Annotated in this window: 24 protein-coding genes; 11 read left to right on the top strand and 13 right to left on the bottom strand. The window is 68.0% G+C overall.

Features of this window, described 5'->3' with window-relative positions; genetic code table 11:
- The first annotated feature begins 264 nt into the window (after positions 1-264).
- The 5 genes from EPN98_RS20830 (at position 265) to EPN98_RS20810 (ending at position 3,780) form a co-directional block, all read left to right on the top strand.
- On the top strand, positions 265-984 hold the full coding sequence (locus EPN98_RS20830) for a response regulator transcription factor (RefSeq protein ID WP_293364853.1): 720 nt from the start codon (positions 265-267) through the stop codon (positions 982-984).
- Positions 953-2,605 carry a stimulus-sensing domain-containing protein gene (locus EPN98_RS20825; protein WP_293364852.1) on the top strand — a complete coding sequence of 551 codons (1,653 nt, stop codon included), beginning with the start codon at positions 953-955 and terminating at the stop codon, positions 2,603-2,605. Before EPN98_RS20830 ends, EPN98_RS20825 begins: the two co-directional genes overlap by 32 nt.
- Positions 2,602-3,036, top strand: coding sequence for an HPr kinase/phosphorylase (locus EPN98_RS20820; RefSeq protein WP_293364851.1), 435 nt, complete (start codon positions 2,602-2,604; stop codon positions 3,034-3,036). The genes EPN98_RS20825 and EPN98_RS20820 overlap by 4 nt, the downstream gene beginning before the upstream one ends.
- A gap of 63 nt (positions 3,037-3,099) precedes the next feature.
- The gene (locus EPN98_RS20815) at positions 3,100-3,504 is read left to right on the top strand and encodes a PTS sugar transporter subunit IIA (RefSeq protein WP_293364850.1); all 405 of its coding nucleotides are present in this window, start codon (positions 3,100-3,102) and stop codon (positions 3,502-3,504) included.
- Positions 3,505-3,780, top strand: coding sequence for an HPr family phosphocarrier protein (locus tag EPN98_RS20810; RefSeq protein ID WP_293364856.1), 276 nt, complete (start codon positions 3,505-3,507; stop codon positions 3,778-3,780). It begins immediately after the preceding gene.
- A 73-nt stretch (positions 3,781-3,853) separates the two neighbouring features.
- Here EPN98_RS20810 and EPN98_RS20805 read toward each other — a convergent pair whose 3' ends face one another.
- The 4 genes from EPN98_RS20805 to bioB all read right to left on the bottom strand — a co-directional run bounded on the left by EPN98_RS20805 (position 3,854) and on the right by bioB (position 7,193).
- On the bottom strand, positions 3,854-4,243 hold the full coding sequence (locus EPN98_RS20805; RefSeq protein WP_293364849.1) for an endonuclease domain-containing protein: 390 nt from the start codon (positions 4,241-4,243) through the stop codon (positions 3,854-3,856).
- Between the two features lie 119 nt (positions 4,244-4,362).
- On the bottom strand, positions 4,363-5,124 hold the full coding sequence (locus EPN98_RS20800; RefSeq protein ID WP_293364848.1) for an ABC transporter permease: 762 nt from the start codon (positions 5,122-5,124) through the stop codon (positions 4,363-4,365).
- Entirely contained in the window at positions 5,121-6,071 is a 951-nt protein-coding gene (locus tag EPN98_RS20795) for an ABC transporter ATP-binding protein (RefSeq protein ID WP_293364855.1), read from the bottom strand. Before EPN98_RS20795 ends, EPN98_RS20800 begins: the two co-directional genes overlap by 4 nt.
- A gap of 138 nt (positions 6,072-6,209) precedes the next feature.
- Entirely contained in the window at positions 6,210-7,193 is a 984-nt protein-coding gene (bioB, locus tag EPN98_RS20790) for a biotin synthase BioB (protein WP_293364847.1), read from the bottom strand.
- Between the two features lie 194 nt (positions 7,194-7,387).
- On the opposite strand from bioB, the gene ahcY reads away from it, so the two are divergent.
- From ahcY to EPN98_RS20775, 3 genes are all read left to right on the top strand, one after another.
- On the top strand, positions 7,388-8,779 hold the full coding sequence (gene ahcY / locus EPN98_RS20785; protein ID WP_293364846.1) for an adenosylhomocysteinase: 1,392 nt from the start codon (positions 7,388-7,390) through the stop codon (positions 8,777-8,779).
- A gap of 259 nt (positions 8,780-9,038) precedes the next feature.
- On the top strand, positions 9,039-9,890 hold the full coding sequence (locus EPN98_RS20780; RefSeq protein ID WP_293364845.1) for a PfkB family carbohydrate kinase: 852 nt from the start codon (positions 9,039-9,041) through the stop codon (positions 9,888-9,890).
- Between the two features lie 100 nt (positions 9,891-9,990).
- Positions 9,991-11,115 (top strand): serine hydrolase domain-containing protein, encoded by a 1,125-nt coding sequence (locus EPN98_RS20775; RefSeq protein WP_293364844.1) that lies wholly within the window; start codon positions 9,991-9,993, stop codon positions 11,113-11,115.
- 647 nt (positions 11,116-11,762) lie between these two features.
- Here the strand turns inward: EPN98_RS20775 and rarD are convergent.
- Both rarD and EPN98_RS20765 read right to left on the bottom strand, forming a co-directional pair.
- Positions 11,763-12,695, bottom strand: a complete 933-nt coding sequence (rarD, locus tag EPN98_RS20770) for an EamA family transporter RarD (protein WP_293364843.1) — start codon at positions 12,693-12,695, stop codon at positions 11,763-11,765.
- Between the two features lies 1 nt (position 12,696).
- Positions 12,697-13,728 carry an aspartate-semialdehyde dehydrogenase gene (locus EPN98_RS20765; RefSeq protein ID WP_293364842.1) on the bottom strand — a complete coding sequence of 344 codons (1,032 nt, stop codon included), beginning with the start codon at positions 13,726-13,728 and terminating at the stop codon, positions 12,697-12,699.
- Positions 13,729-13,927: 199 nt separating this feature from the next.
- Between EPN98_RS20765 and EPN98_RS20760 the strand changes: the two genes are divergently transcribed.
- Positions 13,928-14,311 carry a PaaI family thioesterase gene (locus EPN98_RS20760; RefSeq protein WP_293364841.1) on the top strand — a complete coding sequence of 128 codons (384 nt, stop codon included), beginning with the start codon at positions 13,928-13,930 and terminating at the stop codon, positions 14,309-14,311.
- A gap of 105 nt (positions 14,312-14,416) precedes the next feature.
- The gene (locus EPN98_RS20755) at positions 14,417-15,217 is read left to right on the top strand and encodes a PEPxxWA-CTERM sorting domain-containing protein (RefSeq protein WP_293364840.1); all 801 of its coding nucleotides are present in this window, start codon (positions 14,417-14,419) and stop codon (positions 15,215-15,217) included.
- Here EPN98_RS20755 and EPN98_RS20750 read toward each other — a convergent pair.
- Positions 15,171-15,584 (bottom strand): EVE domain-containing protein, encoded by a 414-nt coding sequence (locus EPN98_RS20750; protein WP_293364839.1) that lies wholly within the window; start codon positions 15,582-15,584, stop codon positions 15,171-15,173. The genes EPN98_RS20755 and EPN98_RS20750 overlap by 47 nt on opposite strands.
- A gap of 58 nt (positions 15,585-15,642) precedes the next feature.
- The gene (locus tag EPN98_RS20745; protein ID WP_293364838.1) at positions 15,643-16,020 is read right to left on the bottom strand and encodes a hypothetical protein; all 378 of its coding nucleotides are present in this window, start codon (positions 16,018-16,020) and stop codon (positions 15,643-15,645) included.
- Between the two features lie 93 nt (positions 16,021-16,113).
- On the opposite strand from EPN98_RS20745, the gene EPN98_RS20740 reads away from it, so the two are divergent.
- A complete protein-coding gene (locus EPN98_RS20740; RefSeq protein ID WP_293364837.1) occupies positions 16,114-17,037 on the top strand; it encodes a GNAT family N-acetyltransferase in 924 nt (307 codons plus the stop codon).
- A 139-nt stretch (positions 17,038-17,176) separates the two neighbouring features.
- On the opposite strand, the gene leuB is transcribed toward EPN98_RS20740, so the two are convergent.
- From leuB to leuC, 5 genes are all read right to left on the bottom strand, one after another.
- Positions 17,177-18,229 carry a 3-isopropylmalate dehydrogenase gene (gene leuB / locus EPN98_RS20735; protein WP_293364836.1) on the bottom strand — a complete coding sequence of 351 codons (1,053 nt, stop codon included), beginning with the start codon at positions 18,227-18,229 and terminating at the stop codon, positions 17,177-17,179.
- A gap of 70 nt (positions 18,230-18,299) precedes the next feature.
- Entirely contained in the window at positions 18,300-18,602 is a 303-nt protein-coding gene (locus tag EPN98_RS20730; RefSeq protein ID WP_293364835.1) for a putative quinol monooxygenase, read from the bottom strand.
- Positions 18,599-19,210: a 3-isopropylmalate dehydratase small subunit gene (gene leuD / locus EPN98_RS20725; protein WP_293364834.1), complete on the bottom strand. Its 612-nt coding sequence runs from the start codon at positions 19,208-19,210 to the stop codon at positions 18,599-18,601. Before leuD ends, EPN98_RS20730 begins: the two co-directional genes overlap by 4 nt.
- Positions 19,210-20,091 carry a VOC family protein gene (locus tag EPN98_RS20720; protein WP_293364833.1) on the bottom strand — a complete coding sequence of 294 codons (882 nt, stop codon included), beginning with the start codon at positions 20,089-20,091 and terminating at the stop codon, positions 19,210-19,212. The genes leuD and EPN98_RS20720 overlap by 1 nt, the downstream gene beginning before the upstream one ends.
- Before the next feature lie 10 nt (positions 20,092-20,101).
- The gene (gene leuC / locus EPN98_RS20715) at positions 20,102-21,511 is read right to left on the bottom strand and encodes a 3-isopropylmalate dehydratase large subunit (RefSeq protein ID WP_293364854.1); all 1,410 of its coding nucleotides are present in this window, start codon (positions 21,509-21,511) and stop codon (positions 20,102-20,104) included.
- Positions 21,512-21,517 lie beyond the last annotated feature (6 nt).

Below are 21,517 nucleotides of genomic sequence, written 5' to 3'. Positions count from 1 at the left end.
CAGTTCCTCAGCGTGCTGGATGGCGGCGGCGCGATTCTCGGTCGCAAGATCGAGCACCCACGGGCCGCCCGGCATCTTGCGAATGTAGACTTCGAAGTGAATCCGGTAGCCGTCCATAGTCCCACCCCCGCGAGAGAGAGCGACGTTCGATGAATAAGTTTAAGGGTACGTTGACTTTGTCAGGCCGGCGCCGTGGCCCCATTGAGGCCACGGTGAAGGCTCAATACCCTCGCGCGTAACGGTCTAAGGAGCACCCGACTGCAGATGGCGAAGATCACCCTCGTCGACGATGACGAAAACATCGTCACGTCGGTCAGCCTGGCCCTCGAGAGCCACGGCCACACCGTCAAGGCCTACTACGACGGCGCCTCGGGCCTGGCGGCGTTGGAAAACGACCCGCCGGACGTGGCGATCCTGGACGTGAAGATGCCGCGCATGGACGGTATGGAAGTGCTGCGACGCCTGCGCCGCACCTCGGACATTCCCGTGATCATCCTGACGTCGAAGGACGAAGAGATCGACGAGATCCTCGGCTTCAACCTCGGCGCCGACGACTACATGCACAAGCCCTTCAGTCAGCGCCTGCTGATCGAGCGGGTGAAGGCGGTGCTGCGCCGGTCCGGCCGGGGCGAGACCGACGACGTGGCCGGGCCATCCCTGGCGGCGGCCGATGTCGCGGCCCGCGCGCTGAAGCGTGGCAAGCTGACCCTGGACCCGGCCCGTCACGAGAGCCTGTGGGAAGGCAAGCCGGTCAAGCTGACCGTCACCGAGTTCTTGCTCCTGCAGTCGCTGGCCCAGCGCCCCGGGTTCGTGAAGAGCCGCGACAACCTGATGGACGCGGCCTACGACGATCAGGTCTATGTCGATGACCGCACCATCGACAGCCACATCAAGCGCATGCGGAAGAAGTTCCGCGAGGTGGACCCTGAGTTCGACGCGATCGAAACCCTCTATGGCGTCGGCTACCGATACCGCGAATCCTGATCCGCAGGCGTCGGACGGGCTGAGCCCAGATCGGCCAAGCTCGGGGCGGGTCGCGCTGGAGAAGCGCGCGGCCCGTCGCCGCTATCGCGGCCTGCCCGGGTCGCGGCTGGGACGGCTGATCCTGGCGCTCAACCTGTTGGGCCTGGCCATCCTGGTCGTGGGCGCGCTGGTCCTGAACGAGGTGCGACAGGGGCTGGTCAACGCCCGCATCGACAGCCTGTCGACACAGGGCGAACTGATCGCCTCGATCCTCAACCAGGCCGCCACCGTGGGCGAGCCCACGCCGCAGATGGACGCGGCGCTGGCGACCGAGCTGCTGCAGACCCTTTCCAACCCGCGGGCCCAGCGCGCGCGCCTGTTCGACGCCGAGGGCCGGCTGGTCGCCGACAGCGAGTGGATGGCCGACGAGGTCGAGCAGCGCGACCTGCCGCCCGCCCGCGACCGCGCCGACGACGGTCGCGGTTTCCAGCTGATGCCCCGTGCCGCGCCGCCCACGCGTCACGAGGTCCAGGCGGCGCTCCAGAGCGAGGTGAAAGCCGCACTGCAGGGAAAACCCCAGTCCGGCATGCGCCGCGGCGACCGCGGCAAGCGCGTCGTTTCGGTCTCGATCCCGATCCAGCATGTGCGCGCGGTGCTGGGCGTGGTGACGCTGGAGGCCAGCGACGTCGATGCGATCATCGGCCAGGAGCGCCGGGCGCTGATTCCCTTCATCCTGATCGCGGTGCTGGTGACGGTGGCGTCGTCGTTGCTGCTCAACAGCCTCGTGGCTCAACCGGTCCTGCGGCTGGCGCGCGCCGCCGACCGCGTGCGCCAGGCCCGGGCGCGGGCCATCTCGCTGCCCGACCTCGCCAAGCGCGACGACGAGGTGGGCGACCTGACCCGCAGCCTCGAGGACATGACCCACGCACTCAGCGAGCGCATGGACGCCATCGAGGCTTTCGCCGCCGATGTGGCGCACGAGATCCGCAATCCCCTCACGTCGCTGCGTTCGGCGGTCGAAACCCTGGATATCGTCAGCGACCCGGCGGCGCGCGAGCGGCTGATGAACGTGCTGAAGAACGACGTACAGCGGCTGGACCGGCTGGTCACCGACATCTCGAACGCCTCGCGCCTGGACGCCGAACTGTCGCGCGACCAGCCCAAGCCGGTCGACCTGGGCCGGCTGATCGGCGACATCGTCAGCCTCTACCAGGCCACGGCGCGGGCCGGCGACGTGCAGGTGGTCTTCGCGCCGCACCAGGGGGTCGAGGCGACGCGCGTACTGGGACGTGAAGGGCCTCTGAGCCAGATCGTGCGCAACCTGATCGACAACGCCCGCTCGTTCAGCCCGCCGGGGGGAACGGTGACCGTGGGCCTGGTGCGGATGAAGGGCGAGGCCATCGTGACCGTATCCGACGACGGCCCCGGCATCCCGCCCGAGAACCTGGAGACGGTTTTCGAGCGCTTCTACACCTCTCGGCCCAAGGGCGCGGCGTTCGGCGGCAACTCGGGCCTGGGCCTGTCGATCGCCCGGCAGATCGCCGCCGCCCACGACGGCACGCTGCGGGCCGAGAACCGCACGGGCGCCGAGGGCAAGGTGCTGGGCGCCATGTTCACGCTGACGCTGCCGGCGCTGCCGTGATCCGGCACGCGGGCCTGATCGCGCGGCGCGTGGAAGGTCTGTGGCGCGGCGTGCTGATCGAGGGCCCGTCCGGCGCGGGCAAGAGCGACCTGGCGCTGCGGGCGCTGAACCATGGCTTCCGCCTCGTGGCCGACGACCGTGTGCAGGTCTGGGTCGACGCGGGCCGCCTGTACGGACGAGCCCCGGACGGGCTGCGCGGCCTGCTCGAGGTGCGGGGCGTGGGCGTAGCGCCGGTGGCCGTCGTGGCGTTCTGCGAGATCACGGTGCTGGTCCGGCTGGGGACGCCCGAACGGATGCCCGACCCCGCAACCGAGGCGGTCCTTGGGGTGGACGTTCCACTACTGTCGGTAGATCCGTTCGAGGCCTCAGCGCCTGCGAAACTAAGCCGCGCGATGGAGTCCTTTGACGCGGCGCACAAGAGGCGTATCTAGCTTCGCTCGCGCCCCTGATCAGGCGTGTGTTCGCGGGTGGGGATACCCCTTGGATTGTCAGGCATGATCGGCCTCGTGATCGTCACGCACGGCCGGCTGGCGCAAGAGTTCGTCTACGCGATGGAGCACGTCGTGGGACCGCAGGCTGCGGTCGAAGCGATCTGCATTGGCCCGGAAGACGACATGGAGCGGCGCCGCCAGGATATTCTGGCCGCGTGTGGCCGCGTCGAGACCGGCTCGGGCGTCGTCCTGCTCACCGACATGTTCGGCGGCACCCCGTCCAACCTCGCGATCTCGGTCATGGAACAGACCAAGGCCGAGGTGATCGCGGGCCTGAACCTGCCCATGCTGATCAAGCTGGCCAGCGTGCGCACGCGCTTCAGCCTGGAAGAGGCGGTTGCGGCGGCGCAGGAAGCCGGGCGAAAGTACATCTCCGTGGCCTCCTACGTCCTGGCCGGAGAGAAGTAGCTGAGCGAAGCGAACCAAACCGTCGAGATCATCAACAAGCGCGGCCTGCATGCGCGGGCGTCGGCCAAGTTCGTGAAGCTCGCCGCGACCTTCGACGCCGAGGTCCGCGTTTCCAAGGACGGCCACACCGTCGACGCCCGCTCGATCATGGGCCTGATGATGCTGGCGGCGTCCCCGGGCTGCTGCATCGACATCGAGGCCGAGGGCGATCAGGCGGAAGAGGCGGTTCAGGCGCTGGTGGAACTGGTCAAGGCCCGCTTCGAGGAAGACGAGTAGGGTCGCTTACCAGCGGACCCATTTCCCTCCCCACCGGGGAGGGACAGACCGCGAAGCGGTCAGGGTGGGGAAGTCACGACCAGATCCGGCGCCTGAAGTTGGCCACGCCCTCCACCTTGGGCGTCGCCTCAAGCGTTCCTACGATCTGATCCATCACGCCATCAAGGTCGCGGCGCACATCGCTCGCCCAGAAACGCAGCACCCGCAGCCCGTGGCGCTGGAGTATCCCGTCTCGCACCGCGTCATGCTCGGCTTGGCGATCGTCGCCGTGCTGCCACCCATCGACTTCGATGACGAGCCGTCGCGAGAAGCATAAAAAGTCGAGATAATATCCCCGGAAAGGCGCCTGCCGCCGGAAATGAAAGCCGAGCTCGCGTAGCCGCTTAAGCCGGCTCCATAGCATGACTTCCGGCTCGCTCATGGTCTGGCGATAGCGGCGCGCTCGTGCGATCTCGGGCAGCATACTCGCCTATTGTTCTTAGTATGTTCTCATCGTCAAGGGGGTGGAGGATCGCCGCTTCCCCACCCTGCTCGCCTTCGGCGAGCTGTCCCTCCCCGGTGGGGAGGGAAAACCCTCAGCGCCTACGTCTTCAGCCGCCAGCCGGTCCGGAAGATCCAGGTCACGGCGGCGAGGCACACCGCCAGGAAGCCCAGCGTCGCAGCCAGGCTGACGCCCACGCTCACGTCCGAGACGCCGTAGAAGCTCCAGCGGAACCCTGAGACCAGGTAGACCACCGGATTGAAGAGGGCGATCGTCTTCCAGACGCCGGGCAGCATGTCGATCGAGTAGAAGCTGCCCCCTAAGAACGTCAGCGGCGTGATCACCAGGGTGGGGATGATCGACAGTTTTTCCCAGCCGTCGGCCCAGATGCCGGTGAGGAAGCCGAACAGGCTGAAGGTGACCGAGGTCAGCACGAGGAAGGCCAGCATCACGAAGGGGTGGTTGATTTCGTAGGGCACGAAGATCCGCGCCGTGGCCAGGATCACCAGGCCGAGGACGAACGACTTGCTGGCCGCCGCGCCCACATAGCCCAGCACCACCTCGCCCGCGGAGATCGGCGCCGACAGCACCTCGTAGATGGTGCCTGCGAACTTCGGCATGTAGATGCCGAACGAGCCGTTGGAGATGCTCTCGGTCAGGATCGACAGCATCAGGAGGCCCGGCACGATGAAGGCGCCGTAGCTGACCCCGTTGATCTCGGGCATCCGGCTGCCGATCGCGGCGCCGAAGACGATGAAATAGAGCGATGTGGTGATCACCGGGGCGGCCACGCTCTGGACGATGGTCCGGACCCAGCGATGCATCTCGAAGAGGTAGATGGCGCGGACGGCGTGCAGGTTCATGCGCGGGCCCTCACCAGGCTGACGAAGATGTCTTCCAGCGAGCTCTCCTGGGTATGGAGATCCTTGAAGTCGACGCCGCGCTCGGCGAGGCGCTTCATCAGCTCGGCGATGCCCGTGGTCTCGGCCTGGGCGTCGAAGGTGTAGACGAGCTCGGCGCCCTCGGCGGCCAGTTCGAGCGGATAGGCTTCCAGGCCCGCGGGGATCGCCGTCAGCGGCTCCTGCAGCTGGAGAGTCAGCTGCTTCTTGCCCAGCTTGCGCATGAGCACATCCTTGTCCTCGACCAGGATCAGCTCGCCGTTCGAGATCACTCCGATCCGGTCGGCCATCTCCTCGGCCTCCTCGATGTAGTGGGTGGTCAGGATGATGGTGACGCCCTGCTCGCGCAGGCCCCGGACCATGTCCCACATGTCGCGCCGCAGCTCGACATCGACGCCGGCGGTGGGCTCGTCGAGGAACAGGATGCTGGGCTCGTGGCTCAGCGCCTTGGCGATCATCACCCGGCGCTTCATGCCGCCCGAGAGCGCCATGATCTTCTCGCCCCTCTTGTCCCAGAGGCTAAGGTCCTTCAGCACCTTCTCCAGGTGCGCGTCGTTCGGAGCCCTGCCGAACAGGCCGCGGCTGAACTTGACCGTGTCCCAGACCTTTTCGAAGGCGTCGGTGGAGATCTCCTGCGGGACCAGACCGATCTTCATCCGCGCGGCGCGGTAGTCCTTCTGGATGTCGTGTCCGTCGGCGATCACGCGCCCGCCGGTCATCCGGACCAGGCCGCAGACGATGCCGATCAACGTGGTCTTGCCGGCGCCGTTCGGCCCCAGCAAGGCGAAGATCTCGCCCTTCCGGATCTCGAGGTCGACGCCCTTCAGGGCCTGGAAACCGCCGGCGTAGGTCTTCGCCAGGCCCTGAATGGATATGATCGATTCCACGCGCTCTCCCTTGGGGCCAACCAGATAGGGCCCGAAGGACGGCGGAGCTAGTCGCCGTCCGACAACGAACGGTCTAGCGCACGGCCTCGCCAGCTTTTGTCAGCAGCTCTTCAAAGCGATGGAGAGAAGCCGATCGCGTTGAGGAAGTGTCGATCCTCCCCATCAGGCGAGGGCAGCCATCGGCTTCATCTTGAGGTCGGCCAGCAGCGCGTCGTCGGCGTTGCGGCCCGGGTTGTCGGTCGTGAGAAGGCGGGCGCCGATGAAGATCGAATTCGCGCCGGCCAGGAAGCAGAGCGCCTGCAGTTCCTTGGTCATATGCTCACGGCCAGCGGCGATGCGGACCATCGACTTGGGGCAAACCAGGCGCGCCACGGCGATCATCCGGACGAACTCCAGCGGGTCGACAGGGTTGGACTTGCCCAGGGGCGTGCCGGGGATCGGCATCAGGTCGTTGATCGGCAGGCTCTGCGGGTGCTCGGGCAGGATCGCCAGCTGGTGGAGGAGCCCGGCGCGGTCACGGCGGGTCTCGCCCATGCCGACGATGCCGCCGCAACAGGTCGACATGCCGGCGTCGCGGACGGCCGCCAGGGTGTCGAGGCGGTCCTGGTACGTCCGCGTCGTCACGACCTGGTCGTAATAGTCCGGGCCGGTGTCGAGGTTGTGGTTGTAGTAGTCGAGGCCCGCCGCCTTCAGCGCCCTGGCCTGCTCGGGCGTCAGCATGCCCAGCGTCGCACAGGTCTCGAGCCCCAGGGCCTTCACGCCCGAGATCATGGCGGCGACCTTCGGCACGTCACGATCCTTCAGGTCCCGCCACGCCGCGCCCATGCAGAAGCGCTGCGCGCCGCCCGCCTTGGCCTCGGCCGCCTGGGCGATCACGGAGTCGGCGTCCATCAGTTTCGAGGCCTTGGTGGCGGTCTTGAAGTGCTGCGACTGGCTGCAGTAGCCGCAGTTCTCGGGGCAGCCGCCGGTCTTCACTGACAACAGCTGCGAAAGCTGCAGTTCGGTGGGGTCGAACCACCGCCGGTGGACCTCGGCGGCGCGAAACACCAGCTCGGTGAACGGCAGCTCGAACAGCGCCTCGACCTCTTCCAGCGTCCAGTCATGGCGAGGACTGGCCGACAGGGCGATATGGGCAGGGGCGTTCATGCGGGCTCCGGGACCTGCGGGGGAGGAAGGCGGCCCGGATACGACGGTCACCTTGCGGCGGGCAATCCATCTTTCCCTCACGTCAACACCGCTGTGTGAGCAGTCGCATAAGGATTTCTTTATGTGTTGGTTGCTACAGAGGCCGCCTCCGGCTATAGGGCCGCCAACGAATTCCGCCGATCGCAGGAAATGAAATGACCGACTATGTCGTGAAAGACCTCTCGCTGGCCGACTGGGGCCGCAAAGAGATCGAGATCGCCGAAACCGAGATGCCGGGCCTGATGGCGACGCGCGCCGAGTTCGGGAAGGCTCAGCCGCTGAAGGGCGCCCGCATCGCCGGCTCGCTCCACATGACGATCCAGACCGCCGTGCTCATCGAGACCCTGCAGGCGCTGGGCGCCGAGGTCCGCTGGGCGTCGTGCAACATCTTCTCGACCCAGGACCACGCCGCCGCCGCCATCGCGGCCAAGGGCACGCCGGTGTTCGCCATCAAGGGCGAGACGCTGGTCGAGTACTGGGAATACGCCCACAAGATCTTCGAGTGGCACGACGGCGGCTATCCGAACCTGATCCTGGACGACGGCGGCGACGCGACCCTGCTCTGCGTGCTGGGCCCCAAGGCCGAGAAGGACCCGTCGGTCCTGAACAACCCGCAGAACGAGGAAGAAGAAGCGCTCTACGCGGTGATGAAGCGCTACCTGAAGGAAAAGCCCGGCTTCTATTCGGCGATCCGCGACGCCTGTAAGGGCGTGTCGGAAGAGACCACCACGGGCGTGCACCGCCTGTACCAGATGCACGAGCGCGGCGAGCTGCCGTTCACCGCCATCAACGTCAACGATAGCGTCACCAAGTCGAAGTTCGACAACCTGTACGGCTGCCGCGAAAGCCTGGTGGACGCCATCCGCCGCGGCACCGACGTGATGCTGGCCGGCAAGGTCGCGGTGGTCCTGGGCTACGGCGACGTGGGCAAGGGCTCGGCCGCCTCGCTCCGTAACGGCGGCGCGCGCGTCATGGTCACGGAAATCGACCCGATCTGCGCCCTGCAAGCGGCGATGGAAGGCTATGAGGTCGTGACGATGGATTATGCCGCCGACAAGGGCGACATCTTCTGCACGGCCACCGGCAACAAGGACGTTCTCACCGTCGACCACATGCGGGCGATGAAGAACAACGCCATCGTCTGCAACATCGGCCACTTCGACTCGGAAATTCAGATCGCCGGCCTGCGAAACTTCAAGTGGGACGAGATCAAGCCGCAGGTCCACCACGTGGAATTCCCGGACGGCAAGAAGATCATCGTGCTGTCGGAAGGCCGTCTGGTGAACCTGGGCAACGCCACGGGCCACCCGTCGTTCGTGATGAGCGCGTCCTTCACCAACCAGACCCTGGCCCAGATGGAGCTGTGGGTGAACGGCGCGAAGTACGAGAAGAAGGTCTACACGCTGCCCAAGCACCTCGACGAGAAGGTGGCGATGCTCCACCTCGAGAAGCTGGGCGCCAAGCTGACGACTCTCTCCAAGGAACAGGCCGACTACATCGGGGTGACCCAGCAGGGTCCGTTCAAGCCCGAGCACTATCGCTACTAGAGCGCGTTGGGCGAAAGTGGACGCCGGTTTCGCCCCCGAAACGCGCTCTAAATCAAAGAGGTCGAGCCTGTTCATCCGGTTCCGATGATTCCATCTGAACCGGACAGGCTCTAGGCGAACGGTCGCCGGAACAACGAAGGGCGGCGCCGCAAGGCCCGCCCTTTTTGCTGTTTGAGATGCCACTGCTGGTAGTGCGGTTTACCATCCCCAGTAGAAATCCTCTGGCGAGGCCATGCTATCTGCGTTAGGGGCGAAAGCTGTGCCGCTCGCCCTGATCCTCTCATCGTTCGTCGCGGCCTCGCGGATCGGCGGGGCGGCGCAGCAGTATGTGCTGGCGGCGCACAAGATCGATCCGGTGCTGGCGCCCACCGTGATGTTCGGCCGGACGCCCGCCCGGGGCGGCAAGGGCGAGATCACCCCGCCCGACGTCTTCCGGCGGATGCTGGGCGACATCGAAGCCGACGCGCTGTTCGGCATGGTCGACCTGATCATCACCGGGCACTTCTCGGATCCCGAACAGGTGGAGATCGCCGCCGGGGTCATCGAGCGGGTCCGCGACGCCGAGCGGACAGGCGGGAATGGCGGCCACCGACGGCCCCTCGTGATCGTCGACCCGATCCTGGGCGACGCGCCCAAGGGCCTCTACGTGAAATACGAAGTGGCCGAACAGGTCGAGAAGCGCCTCGTGCCGCTGGCCGACTGGATCACGCCCAACCTGTGGGAGCTGGGTTTCCTGACCGACAAGCCCGTCGAGACGCTCGCCCAGGCGAGGGACGCCGCGCGCGCGCTGGGCCGGCCGGCGCTCATCACCTCGGCCCCGGTCGGGCCTGGCGAGATCGGCCTGCTGTATGTCGACGGCGACGAAGCGGTGCTGTTCGCTCACCCGCGCCAGGAGAGCGCGCCCAGCGGCACCGGCGATCTGGTGACGGCCAGCTTCGGCGCCGGCCTCGTCGAGGGTCTCGCGCCCCGGGACGCCGCCCACCGGGCTGCGCGCGCCGCCCGCATGGCCGTCGAGGCGGCCCGCGCCTGGCGCACCACCGAACTGCCCATCATCGCCATCGCCGACCGGCTGGCGAACCCCGACGTCGAGGTCCGGACCCAGATCCTCTGACGGAGCCGCGCGTCGGCGGCTGTCGCTTCGGCCGTGGAGCGGTATATGGCCGAAGGCAACGCCGGTGTCGGCTTTGCAGAAGCCACCACGGTCCAGGTTCATGGTCGACATCACAGGTTTCGCGCCCGCCCGGTTCGCGGGCGTCAAGGACGTCTTCGCCCGCGCCTTCGAAGCCGGTGAGGAGCTGGGCGCGCGCTTCACGCTGGTCGAAGATGGCGAGGTGGTGCTGGACCTGATGGGCGGCTGGGCCGATCGCAAGCGGGAGGCGCCGTTCGGCGAGGACACGCTGGTCCCGGTGTTCTCGACCACCAAGTCGGTGTCGGCCCTGATGATCGCGCGGCTGGTGGACGCCGGGCGGCTGGACTACGGCCAGACTGTCGCCAGCGTCTGGCCCGAGTTCGGCCAGGCCGGGAAGGGCGCGGTGACCATCGAGCAGGCGATCTCGCACCAGGCGGGCCTGCCGGGCTTCCCTGAGCCGATGGACCCGGGCCTCTGGGTCGACTGGGACGCGATCTGCGCGCGGCTGGCCGCCATGGCGCCGATGTGGCCGCCAGGCAGCGCCAGTGGGTATCACCCGGTCACAGTGGGCTATATCGCGGGCGAGATCTTCCGCCGTGTCGACGGACGCACCATCGGCACGGCGTTTCGGGAGGACATCGGCGACCCGTTCGGCCTCGATCTCTGGGTGGGGTTGCCCGCCGAGCACGAACATCGCGTGGCCGAGCTGGTGCGGCCCAGCGCGCTGCCCGATTTCGGCGAGATCAACGATGCCACGCGGGCGGCCTTCCTCGCGCCCTGGTCGTCGGCGGCGGGCAAGGCCGGGGCGGACTACCGACGCATGGAGGTGCCGTCCACCAACGGCTACGCCACGGCCGAGGCGTTCGCCAAGCTGATGGGCGCGCTGGCCAACGACGGCTGGCTGGACGGCGGCGAGATCCTGTCGCCGGCCCTGATCGCCGAAGCCAGCCGCGAGCGCATCCGCGGCCAGGACCTGGTGCTGCCCTATGTGATGAGCTGGGCCGCGGGGTTCATGCGCAACGAGATCAACTTTCCCTGGGGGCCGGGGACGCAGAGCTTCGGTCATTCGGGATGGGGCGGATCGTGCGCCTTCGCCGATCCCGAGCGGCGGCTGGGCGGGGCTTACGTGATGAACAGGCAGGGCGTGGCGCTGATGGGCGACGCGCGGCCCCGTCGCCTGATCGAAGCGGCCTACGCCGCGCTGTAGCGCCCACGAAAAAGGGCCCCGAAGGGCCCTCGTCCGAATGGTCTGGGTCGGACGTGAGTTCAGATGCCGAGACCGGCGGTCGAGACGGCGGCGAACAGGCCCAGCGCCATCAGGAACATCGGGGCGAAACGGTCGAAGGAAGCTTCGAAGCGGGCGAAGGTCATGGTCTTGGTCCTTGGTCTTGGTGGCCCCCGGGGGAGCGGGGTGTCCGTTTGGACAAGTTGGTTCTAACACTATCTGAACACTGCATAGATCAGCGATTTCGCCTGACGGCTATGCGTTTGCGCATCTCCCTCCCCGGCGGGGAGGGAAAACGAAAAAGGGCCCCGAAGGGCCCTTGTCCGAAGCTCGAGGTCGGACGGGATCAGATGCCGAGGCCGGCGGTGGCGAAGGCCGTGAACAGGCCGATGATCAGCAGGGCGACGGGGGCGAGGCGGTCGGCTTGGCGTTCGATCTGCGAGAGGGTCATGAGCGTGGTCCTTCAGGTTCTGGTGGGGAGCCCCGGGGGAGCGGGGCCGTCCGTGTGGACAACGTCTGTGTAGCAACATCTGAACACTGCATAGATCAGCGATTTCGCCTGATCGCTATGCGTTTGCGCATGGCCCCCTCTCCGCGCCCTGCCTTTCCCGAGCAGTGGGAAGGGCGGGCTATTCGGCCGCGGCCTCGATCTTCTGCGCCACGATGACCGAGCGCGACCTACGCCACGCGCCATACAGGAACACAGCCGCCCCGCCCCAGATGAAGGCGAACGACAGCGCCCGTAGCGGCGTAAAGGCCTCGCCCTGCGACAGGCCGATGACGAAGCTGATGGTGGGCGAGAGGAACTGCATGAAGCCCATCACCGACAGCGGCACGCGCCGCGCGGCCCATGAGAACAGCACCAGCGGGATCGCCGTGATCGGGCCGCAGGCGATCAGCCAGGCGGCGGTGACCGGGTCGGAGAAGTGGCTCGCGCCCGGCTGGCCCGCCTGCCAGGCGATGTAGCCGACGGCGACCAGGCCCACGAGGAGGGTCTCGACCAGGAAGCCGGTCTGAGCGTCGGCCGCGACCTGTTTGCGCACCACGCCATAACCGCCGAAGCTGAACGCCAGCACCAGCGACACCCAGGGCAGATGCCCGAGGGCAATGGCCTGGACGGTCACGCCGACCAGGGCCAGCGCGATGGCGGCCATGCCGATCCGGTCGATCCGCTCGCGGAAGAGCAGCGCGCCGGCGGCCATGCTGACCAGCGGGTTGATGTAGTAGCCGAGGCTGCTCTCCAGCAGCCGTCCCGACGTCACGGCCCAGATGAAGACCACCCAGTTCGTGGCGATCAGCAACGACGAGAGGAACAGCCAGGCCAGGGTCCTGGGCTGGCGCAGCACCGCCATCGCCTGCGGGCCCTGGCGGGCCAGCCAGACGAACAGCGCCGCCGTCGGGATGCTCCAGACGATGCGATGGGCCAGGATCTCCCACGGCCCGACGCCCAGCGCGCCGATGGCCTGGAAGATCAGGGGGACGAAGCCCCAGATGAGATAACAGGAGAGGCCCGCGCCGAGCGCCAGGCGGTTGTCTCCGCCGGGCGCCGACACCGGAGACATCCTAGGCGAGCGCCTTTTGCTTGATCAGGCCACGGGCGTGGAGCAGCTCGGCGATCTGGACGGCGTTGAGGGCCGCGCCCTTGCGCAGGTTGTCGGCCACCACCCAGAGGTTCAGACCGTGGTCCACCGTCGGGTCCTTGCGGATGCGGCTGACGAAGACCGGGAACTCGCCCTGGGCCTCCTTCGGCGTGATGTATCCGGTGGAGTCGCGCTTATCGATCACGTTGATGCCGGGGCTCTCGCGCAGGAGGTCGCGGGCCTCGTCCTCGTCGATGGGGTTGTGGAACTCGATGTTCACCGACTCGGAGTGACCGACCATCACGGGCACACGCACGCAGGTGACCGTCAGCTTGATCGCCGGGTCGATCATCTTGTGGGTCTCGTTCCACATCTTGGCTTCTTCGTCGGTGTAGCCGTCCTCGTTGAACGACCCGATGAAGGGGATGACGTTGAAGGCGATCTGCTTGGGGAACTTCTTGGGCGGCGGGGCGCCCAGGACGAAGATGCCCTTGGTCTGGTCCCACAGCTCGTCCATGCCCTCTTTGCCGGCGCCCGACACCGACTGGTAGGTCGACACCACCACGCGCTTGATCTTGGCAAGATCGTGCAGCGGCTTCAGCGCCACCACCAGCTGGGCGGTCGAGCAATTCGGGTTGGCGATGATGTTCTTCTTGTTGGCCCACTCGACGTCGTCGGGGTTCACTTCCGGCACCACCAGCGGCACGTCGGGGTCCATCCGCCAGGCCGACGAGTTGTCGATGACGATGGGGCCGGCCGCGCCGATCCTGGGCGACCATTCCTTGGAGAAGCTGCCCGACACGCTCATCAGCACGAGATCGACGGTGGAGAAGTCGAACTGCTCCACGTCCTCGCACTTGATGATCTTCTCGCCGAACGAGACCTCGACGCCGATGGAACGGCGCGACGCGATCGCGTGGATCTTGTCGACGGGGAAGTTCACTTCCTCGAGGATGTTCAGCATCTCGCGGCCCACGTTGCCCGTGGCGCCCACGACGGCGACCCGATAACCCATCGGTCGTCTCCTAAAACTTGGGGAGCGTCCCGTTACGCCCTGCGGTCCCGCAGTGCAACCGAACGATCCTCAAGACGGCTTCAGATTGGCTCTCGAACGTCTCGCGGAGGGGAGGATGCATCAAGTCCATGACCTCGCGGGTCATGGCCATGCGTGGGTGCGGCGCCTAAACCGACCCAAAAGCGAGGAGCATCCATCCATGACCACCGGCATGCCGTTTTCCGACCTGATGGGCGTCGAGGTTCTGGAGCGGACGAAGGACCGCGTGCGCGGCCGCATGGTCGTGCGCGAGAACCTCTGCACCGCGGGCGGCATCTGTCACGGCGGCGCCTACATGGCCTTCGCCGATGCCTTGGGCGCGACCGGCGCGGTGATGAACCTGGCCGACGGCGCGCGCACGACGACCCTGGAGAGCAAGACGAACTTCCTGGGCGGCGCCCCGGCGGGCTCGACCCTCGAGGGCGAGGCCACGCCGCTGCACGTGGGCCGCCGCTCGTCGGTCTGGCAGACCCGCATCACCGGCGCCGACGGCAAGCTGCTGGCCCTGGTGATCCAGACCCAGATGACGATCTTCCCGAGCTGATTGAGACGCACGTGTAAGCCGGCCGGCCGATTTTGAGACGCTGGCGCAACGGCGGGAAGCCCGCGCAGCGATAGGCTCGGGACCTAAAGTCCTGAGGGTTCCAACGTGCGCATCACCTCCATCCTGGCGGCCGCAGCGGTCGTCTTCAGCGCCGCGCCGGCGGCGGCGGCCGTCACCACCGTCGTCCTCACCGGTGTCGCGTCGGGCTCGGACAACGGACACCTCACGGCGCCTGCGCCGTTCGGAACGCTCCAGCTGGGCGTCGATCTCTCGACCGGCGCGACGACGGGCGTGGTGTCGGAGCGCGCGTTCACGCTGACGCTGACGATCGATGACAGTCGGGGGGCCATCGACTCGTTTCCGGGCGGCGACCAAGTCTATGGCTCGGGCGACCAGAGCCCCATGACAGCCAACTTCAGCATGGGCGGCTTCGCCTACGACTTCGGCAACCTCGACAGCACCTTCGCAAAGGCCTTCTCGGGTCCCGACCAGATCTACGGGCTCGCGACCGAGAGCCGGCAGCGGCCCTCGATGACCGGCGACTTCCGGAACGTGGCGGGGGCGCTGGACTTCAATATCATCACCGCCAGCGACCTCTTCCTGCTGCGTCCCTTCGGTGAGCCGGTCACGTGGACGCGTGGGATCGGCGACACGGCCACCGGGCATCTGGCGCTGTCGATCCAGGACACCAGCGGGACGCCGCTGGCCTATGTGCTGGGCCCGATACGCACGGCCGATCTGGCGCTGCGCTTCGACACGCTCACGATCGCGGCGGCCCCCACGGCCGTGCCCGAGCCAGGGACCTGGGCGCTGCTGATTGCGGGCTTCGGGTTGGCCGGCGGGATGCTGCGGCGTCGCGCTATTCGCCGGCCATCATCAGGATCGTCAGCCACTCTTCGGGCGTGACTGGCGAGACGGAGAGCCGGCCCTGACGGATCATCTTCAGCTCGGCGAGCGCCGGGTTAGCCTTCATCGCCTCCAGCGTCACAGGCGTCTTCAAGGACCGCTTCGGCTTCAGCTCGACCGCCACGAAGCGGCCGGTCTCGTCGCTGGCGTCGGGGAAGGCCTCCCTGGAGACCTCCGCGATAGCCACCACCGCCTTGCCGTCCTGCGAGTGGTAGAAGAACACCGGGTCGCCCACCTTCATCTCGTTGAGGTGGCCGCGGGCCGTGAAGTTGCGCACGCCATCCCACACGGTCTTCCCGTCGCGCTCCAGGTCGGCGTAGCTGTAGGTGGACGGCTCGGACTTCACGAGCCAGTACGATGACGACACGGGGCTTCCTCCGGGCTTGACCCCACGATGTGGGCCCCGGCGCACGGGCGTCAACGGGTCAGGCGGCGCCGGCCGTCGCGTAGACGTCGCGCACATCGCTCAGGCCTTTGAGGATGCGCGTCCGCTCGGCCTTGTCGGGCTTGCGGCTGACCATGAAGCGCCAGGCGCGCATGTGCACCGCGATGGCCATGCGGTCGCAGGTCTCCTGGTCCAGGAAATCGTCCAGCAGGCCGATGAGGCTGGCCACCACGTCGCCCGCGCCGTCGCGGCCCACGTCGGGATAGCTCTCGACCACCGTCTTGAAGACCTCGAGGTCGCCGCGGTCGAAGGTGTTCTGGATGGTGAGCAGCAGGCTTTCGGCGAGCGCCAGCACGTCCGCGTCGCCGGCGCGGCGGTGCGGCTTCTTGGGCGCGGACTCGTCCTGATCCTCGATCACGGCTCAAGTCTGCCGCAAGCCGCTTAACACCAGCCTACCTGCCAGGCCGAAGAATTACTTGACTGAGTCAATCAATTGCCGTGCATTGGAACCATGAGCGAAGCCCCCGACACCGTCGCCGCCGTCCGCCGATTCAACCGCTTCTACACGCGCGCCATCGGCGTGCTGGAGCGCGGCTACCTGGGCGGGCCCTACACCCTGGCCGAGAACCGGGTGATGTATGAGATCAGCCACGGCGAGATGGTCACGCCCAGCGCCATTGCGGCGGCCCTGGACCTCGATGCCGGCTACCTGAGCCGCATGATGTCGAAGCTGGAGCGCGATGGGATGCTGGAGCGGCGGCGCTCCAACAGCGACGGGCGCAGCGTGACGCTACGCCTGACCCCGCGCGGCCAGGCCTACTTCGCCGACCTGAACGCCAAGACCATCGAGCGCGTGCATGAGCTGATCGGCGGGCTTTCGGCGCCCGACAAGGCGCGGCTGGCGGGCGCGCTCGACACCGCCCAGAGCCTGATGCAGCCAAGGACCGACAAGCCGCCGATCGTGCTCCGCGCGCACCAGACCGGCGACATGGGCTGGGTCACCGAGCGGCATGGCGTGTTCTACGGCGTAACCTACGGCTGGGCGCCGAAGATCGAGGCGGTGACGGCGCGGATCTGCGCCGACTTCCTCGACAACTTCGACCCCGAGATGGAGCGCTGCTGGATCGCCGAGCGGGGCGGCGAGCGCGTGGGGTCGGTGTTCATCGTGAAGGACGCCGAGCCCGGCGTGGCGCGCCTGCGCCTGCTGATGGTCGAAGCCGCCGCCCGCGGCGAGAAGCTGGGCCGCAGGCTGGTGGACGAGTGCATCGGCTTCGCCCGCGAGAAGGGCTACCGCGAGATCGTGCTGTGGACCCACGAGGTGCTGACCGCGGCCCGGGCGATCTACGCGGCCACAGGCTTCGAACTGGAGAAGACCTGGGTCCACGACGACTTCGGCAAACCCGAGGTGTCCGAGACCTGGCGGCTGAGGCTGTAGGCGCGGCAACGCCCCCTCCACCACTTCGTGGTCCCCCTCCCCCGCAAGCGGGTGAGGAACTCGGAGCGCTGGATCCTCAGTTCCTCCCCCATGCCAAATGGGGGAGGGGGACCGCGAAGCGGTGGAGGGGGCGCTGCGCTCAGAGCGCCTTCAGCACCGCGTCGCCCATTTCCACGGTCGACAGCGTCCCGCCCAGGTCGCGCGTGCGGGCGCCGCCGTCCAGCGCCTTGCCCACTGCGGCGAACAGCCGATCCGCGTCGGCGGCGCGGTCCAGCGACCAGCGAAGCGCCATCTCGAACGACAGGATGGCGGCCAGCGGATTGGCCACGCCCTTGCCCGCGATGTCGGGCGCCGAGCCGTGGATGGGCTCGTAGAGGCCGGGCGTCCCGGCGACCCCGAGGGCCGCCGACGGCAGCATCCCCAGCGAGCCGGTCAACTGGGCCGCGGCGTCCGACAGGATGTCGCCGAACAGGTTGTCGGTGAGCAGGACGTCGAACTGCTTCGGGTCCTTCACGATCTGCATGGCGGCATTGTCGGCGAGGATGTGGGTCAGCTCGACATCCGCGTACTCGCGCCTGTGCAGGTCGGTCACGACCTCCCGCCAGAGCAGGCCGGTGTCCATCACGTTGGACTTCTCGGCCGAGGCCACCTTGTTGCGGCGGCCGCGGGCGAGTTCGAAGGCGACGCGGCTGACGCGCTCGATCTCGGGCGTCGTGTAGACCTGGGTGTCGACGGCGCGCTTGCCGCCGCCGGGCAGGTCCTCGATGAAGCGCGGGCTCCCGAAATAGACCCCGCCCACCAGCTCGCGGACGATCATCAGGTCCAGGCCCTCGACCACCTCGCGCTTCAGCGTCGAGGCGTCGGCCAGGGGCTGGAAGCAGAGCGCCGGGCGCAGGTTGGCGAAGACATTCATGCCCGCGCGCAGGTTCAGGAGGCCCGCCTCAGGACGCTTGTCGCGCGGAACCCCGGCCCATTGCGGCCCGCCGACGGCGCCCATCAGCACCGCGCGCGACGCCTTCGCCGCCGCGAGCGTCTCGTCGGCCAGGGGCGTGCCCAGCTGGTCGTAGCTGATCCCCCCGAACGGACGCTCGTCGAGCTTCAGGTCGGGCGTCAGGGCCTCGGCCACGCGGCGCACCTGCGCGGTCACTTCCGGCCCGATCCCGTCGCCGGGCAGGAGAAGCAGGTCGGTCATGTTCGGAACCTCAGGAATCCTTGTTGCGCGCGTCCTACCGCAAAACCGGCGCCCATTATTGCGGGCCGCGCTAGAGCGCGCGTTCGGAGGCGACCTCGTACAGGCTGAGCCTGCGATCGAAAACCCCAAGCTCGGCGCCGGCGGCCCGCCAGACCGGCATGTGCGGCGCCTTGAAGTGGGCGTCCACGGCGGCCTGGTCGCGCCAAACCTCGAACACCCGGATCAGGCCCGGGTCCTCGACGTCGAAGCCGTAGGAATAGGTGATGCAGCCGTCCTCGGCCCGGCTGGCCGCCAGCTGGCGTTCCATGTGCGGCAAGAGCGCCTCGGCGTTCTCGGGCGGGACGCGGACGGTTCCGGCTATGATGATTGTCACGCGCCCTCCAGCCACGGCTGGCTCAGCGCGCGCTTCATCTCATAGGTGTCGATGGAGCCGGCGGCCTGCAGGGTCTCGCCGATGGCGTCGAGGCCCTGGAGCATCTTCTGCTTGCGCTGGGGGTCGATCTCGAAGCTGAAGACTGCGCCCGACGGCGAGGTCACCGTCTGGGCCTCCAGGTCGATCGAGACCACGTGGTTGCCGCCGCGGGCCTCGTCCATCAGCTGGGCCACCTGCTCGGCCTTGAGCACCACGGGCAGCAGACCGTTCTGGAAGCAGTTGTTGTAGAAGATGTCGGCGAAGCTGGTGGCGACCACCGCCTTGATGCCGAAGTCCATCAGCGCCCACGGCGCGTGCTCACGCGACGATCCGCAGCCGAAGTTGTCGCCGGTGATCAGCACGCCCGCGTTCTTGTAGGCCGGCTGGTTCAGCACGAAGTCGGGCTTCTCGACGCCCTGCTCGTCGAAGCGGAAATCGTAGAACAGGCCCTTGGCCAGCCCCGCCCGCTCCACGGTCTTCAGGAACTGCTTCGGGATAATCTGGTCGGTGTCGATGTTGGCCAGCGGCAGCGGAGCCGCGGCGGCGTCGAGACGGGTGAAGGCTTCCATCAGCTTTGCATCTCTGGGGCGGTTTCCAGCCTGGGTTCGGCGCTCATCATGATCGTGGGCACGCCAGCGGGCGCGTCGCGGACGGTGAAGACCTTGGTGCCGGGCTTGCGGCCGGTGCGGACCTCCGAGACGTTGAAGCCGGCGGCGGCGATGCGGGCCTGGGCGGCCTCGGGATCGGTGACCCGCCAGGCCAGGCCGCCCCAGCGGTCGGGCTTGCTCAGCGCCTCAAGGTCGGGCTCGCCCACCTTGGCCGCCATCTCGAAGACGGCGTCGCCGCAGCGGAAGAACAGCTGGCGCGCGTTCCACTGGGGGTTCTCGCGGTCGAGGCGCAGGTCGAGGCCGAGCTTGGCGCCGTAGACGCCCAGCGCGCGGTCGACGTTGCCGCTGGTGACGACGACGTGGTCCAGCTTGGCGATCGGGCCGGGACCGGTGGGAGGCGACAGCGGCCAGGCGCCGTCCGTGGGCGGGGCCATCAGCAGGTACTGCAGGCCCCCCGTGGACTTGGCCGAGATGTTCGCGCCCAGCCAGGTGCGCGTGCGGCCGTCGTCGGCGGTGGTGCTGACGGGCGCCGGCGTCGTGGTCGGGAGGCCGCGGCGGGTCAGCAGGGTGGCGAACGCCTCGATGTTCTCTGCTGTGAACGCCACCGCCCACTGGCCCTCGCCCCTGGCGTCCAGATGGGCGCGCATGCCGTCGGCGAACGCGCCCTCGGCCTCAGGCGCGATGACGTCGAGGGCCATGTTCGGGAACTGGAACCAGGCCTGGCGCACGCCGCCGCCCCGGCCGATCCAGTTCGGCGCGACGCCCAGCATGCGCGTGTAGCCGTCGATGGCTGCGTCGAGGTCGCGGACGACGAGGGCGACGTGATCGAGAGCGGTGATCATTCCAGGCTCCTCAGAGGTAGTCGCGCACGTCCACGATGTGGCCGGCGATGGCGGCGGCGGCGGCCATGGCGGGGCTCATCAGATGGGTGCGGCCGCCCCGGCCCTGGCGGCCCTCGAAGTTGCGGTTCGAGGTCGACGCGCAGCGCTGGCCCGGGGTCAGGCGGTCGGGGTTCATGCCCAGGCACATCGAGCAGCCGGGTTCGCGCCATTCGAAGCCAGCGGCCCGGAATATCTCGTCCAGGCCCTCTTCCTCGGCCTGGGCCGAGACCAGGCCCGAGCCCGGAACCACCATGGCGCGGACGCCCGGGGCGACCTGGCGGCCCTCGGCGATCTTGGCCGCGATGCGCAGGTCCTCGATGCGGCTGTTGGTGCACGAGCCGATGAAGACGACGTCGATCTTCGCGTCGGTGATCGGCTGGCCGGCTTCCAGGCCCATGTACTCGAGCGCCCGGACGGCCGAGGCGCGCTTGTCGGGGGTGGTGAAGCTGTCGGGCGAGGGCACCTTGCCGGTCACCGCCACCACGTCCTCGGGGCTGGTGCCCCAGGTGACGGTCGGCGCAATGGCGGCGGCGTCGATGACGATCTCGCGGTCGAAGACCGCGTCGTCGTCGGTGAACAGGGTCTTCCAGTAGCTGAGCGCCATCTCCCAGCCGCCGCCCTTCGGCGTCGCCGGGCGGCCCTTGAGGTACTCGAACGTGGTGTCGTCGGGCGCGACCAGCCCTGCCCGCGCGCCGCCTTCGATGGTGAGGTTGCACAGCGTCATGCGGCCTTCCATCGACAGCGCACGCACCGCCGAGCCGGCGTATTCGATGACGTAGCCGGTGCCGCCGGCGGTGCCGATCTCGCCGATGACGGCCAGGGCGAAGTCCTTGGCGCCGACGCCGGGGGCCGCTTCGCCCTCGATCCTGACGCGGAAGTTCTTGGCCTTCTTCTGGCGCAGCGTCTGGGTGGCCAGCACGTGCTCGACCTCGGACGTGCCGATGCCATGCGCCAGGGCCCCAAACGCGCCGTGGGTCGAGGTGTGGCTGTCGCCGCAGACGATGGTCATGCCGGGCTGGGTGCGGCCTTGTTCGGGCCCCACGACGTGGACGATGCCGTTGCGGATATCGCCCATCGGGAAGTACTCGATCCCGTAGTCCTCGACGTTCCTGCCCAGCGTCTGCAGCTGCAGGCGGGCCTCCTCGTCGGCGACGGCGTCGACGCCCAGGGCCTGGCCCTCGGTCGGCACATTGTGGTCGGCGACCGCCAGGGTGCGGTCGGGCCGGCGCACGGCGCGGCGGTTGGCGCGAAGGCCCGCGAACGCCTGCGGGGTCGTCACCTCGTGGATCAGGTGCAGGTCGATATAGAGGATCGCCTCGCCGTCCTGCGTGTCGACGACGTGGGCGTCCCAGATCTTGTCGTAAAGGGTCTTGCCGGGCATGGGCCG

Origin of the sequence: Phenylobacterium sp. (genome assembly GCF_004299445.1) — a bacterium.
GTDB lineage: Bacteria > Pseudomonadota > Alphaproteobacteria > Caulobacterales > Caulobacteraceae > Phenylobacterium.
This window is presented reverse-complemented; position numbering and strand designations above follow the sequence as displayed.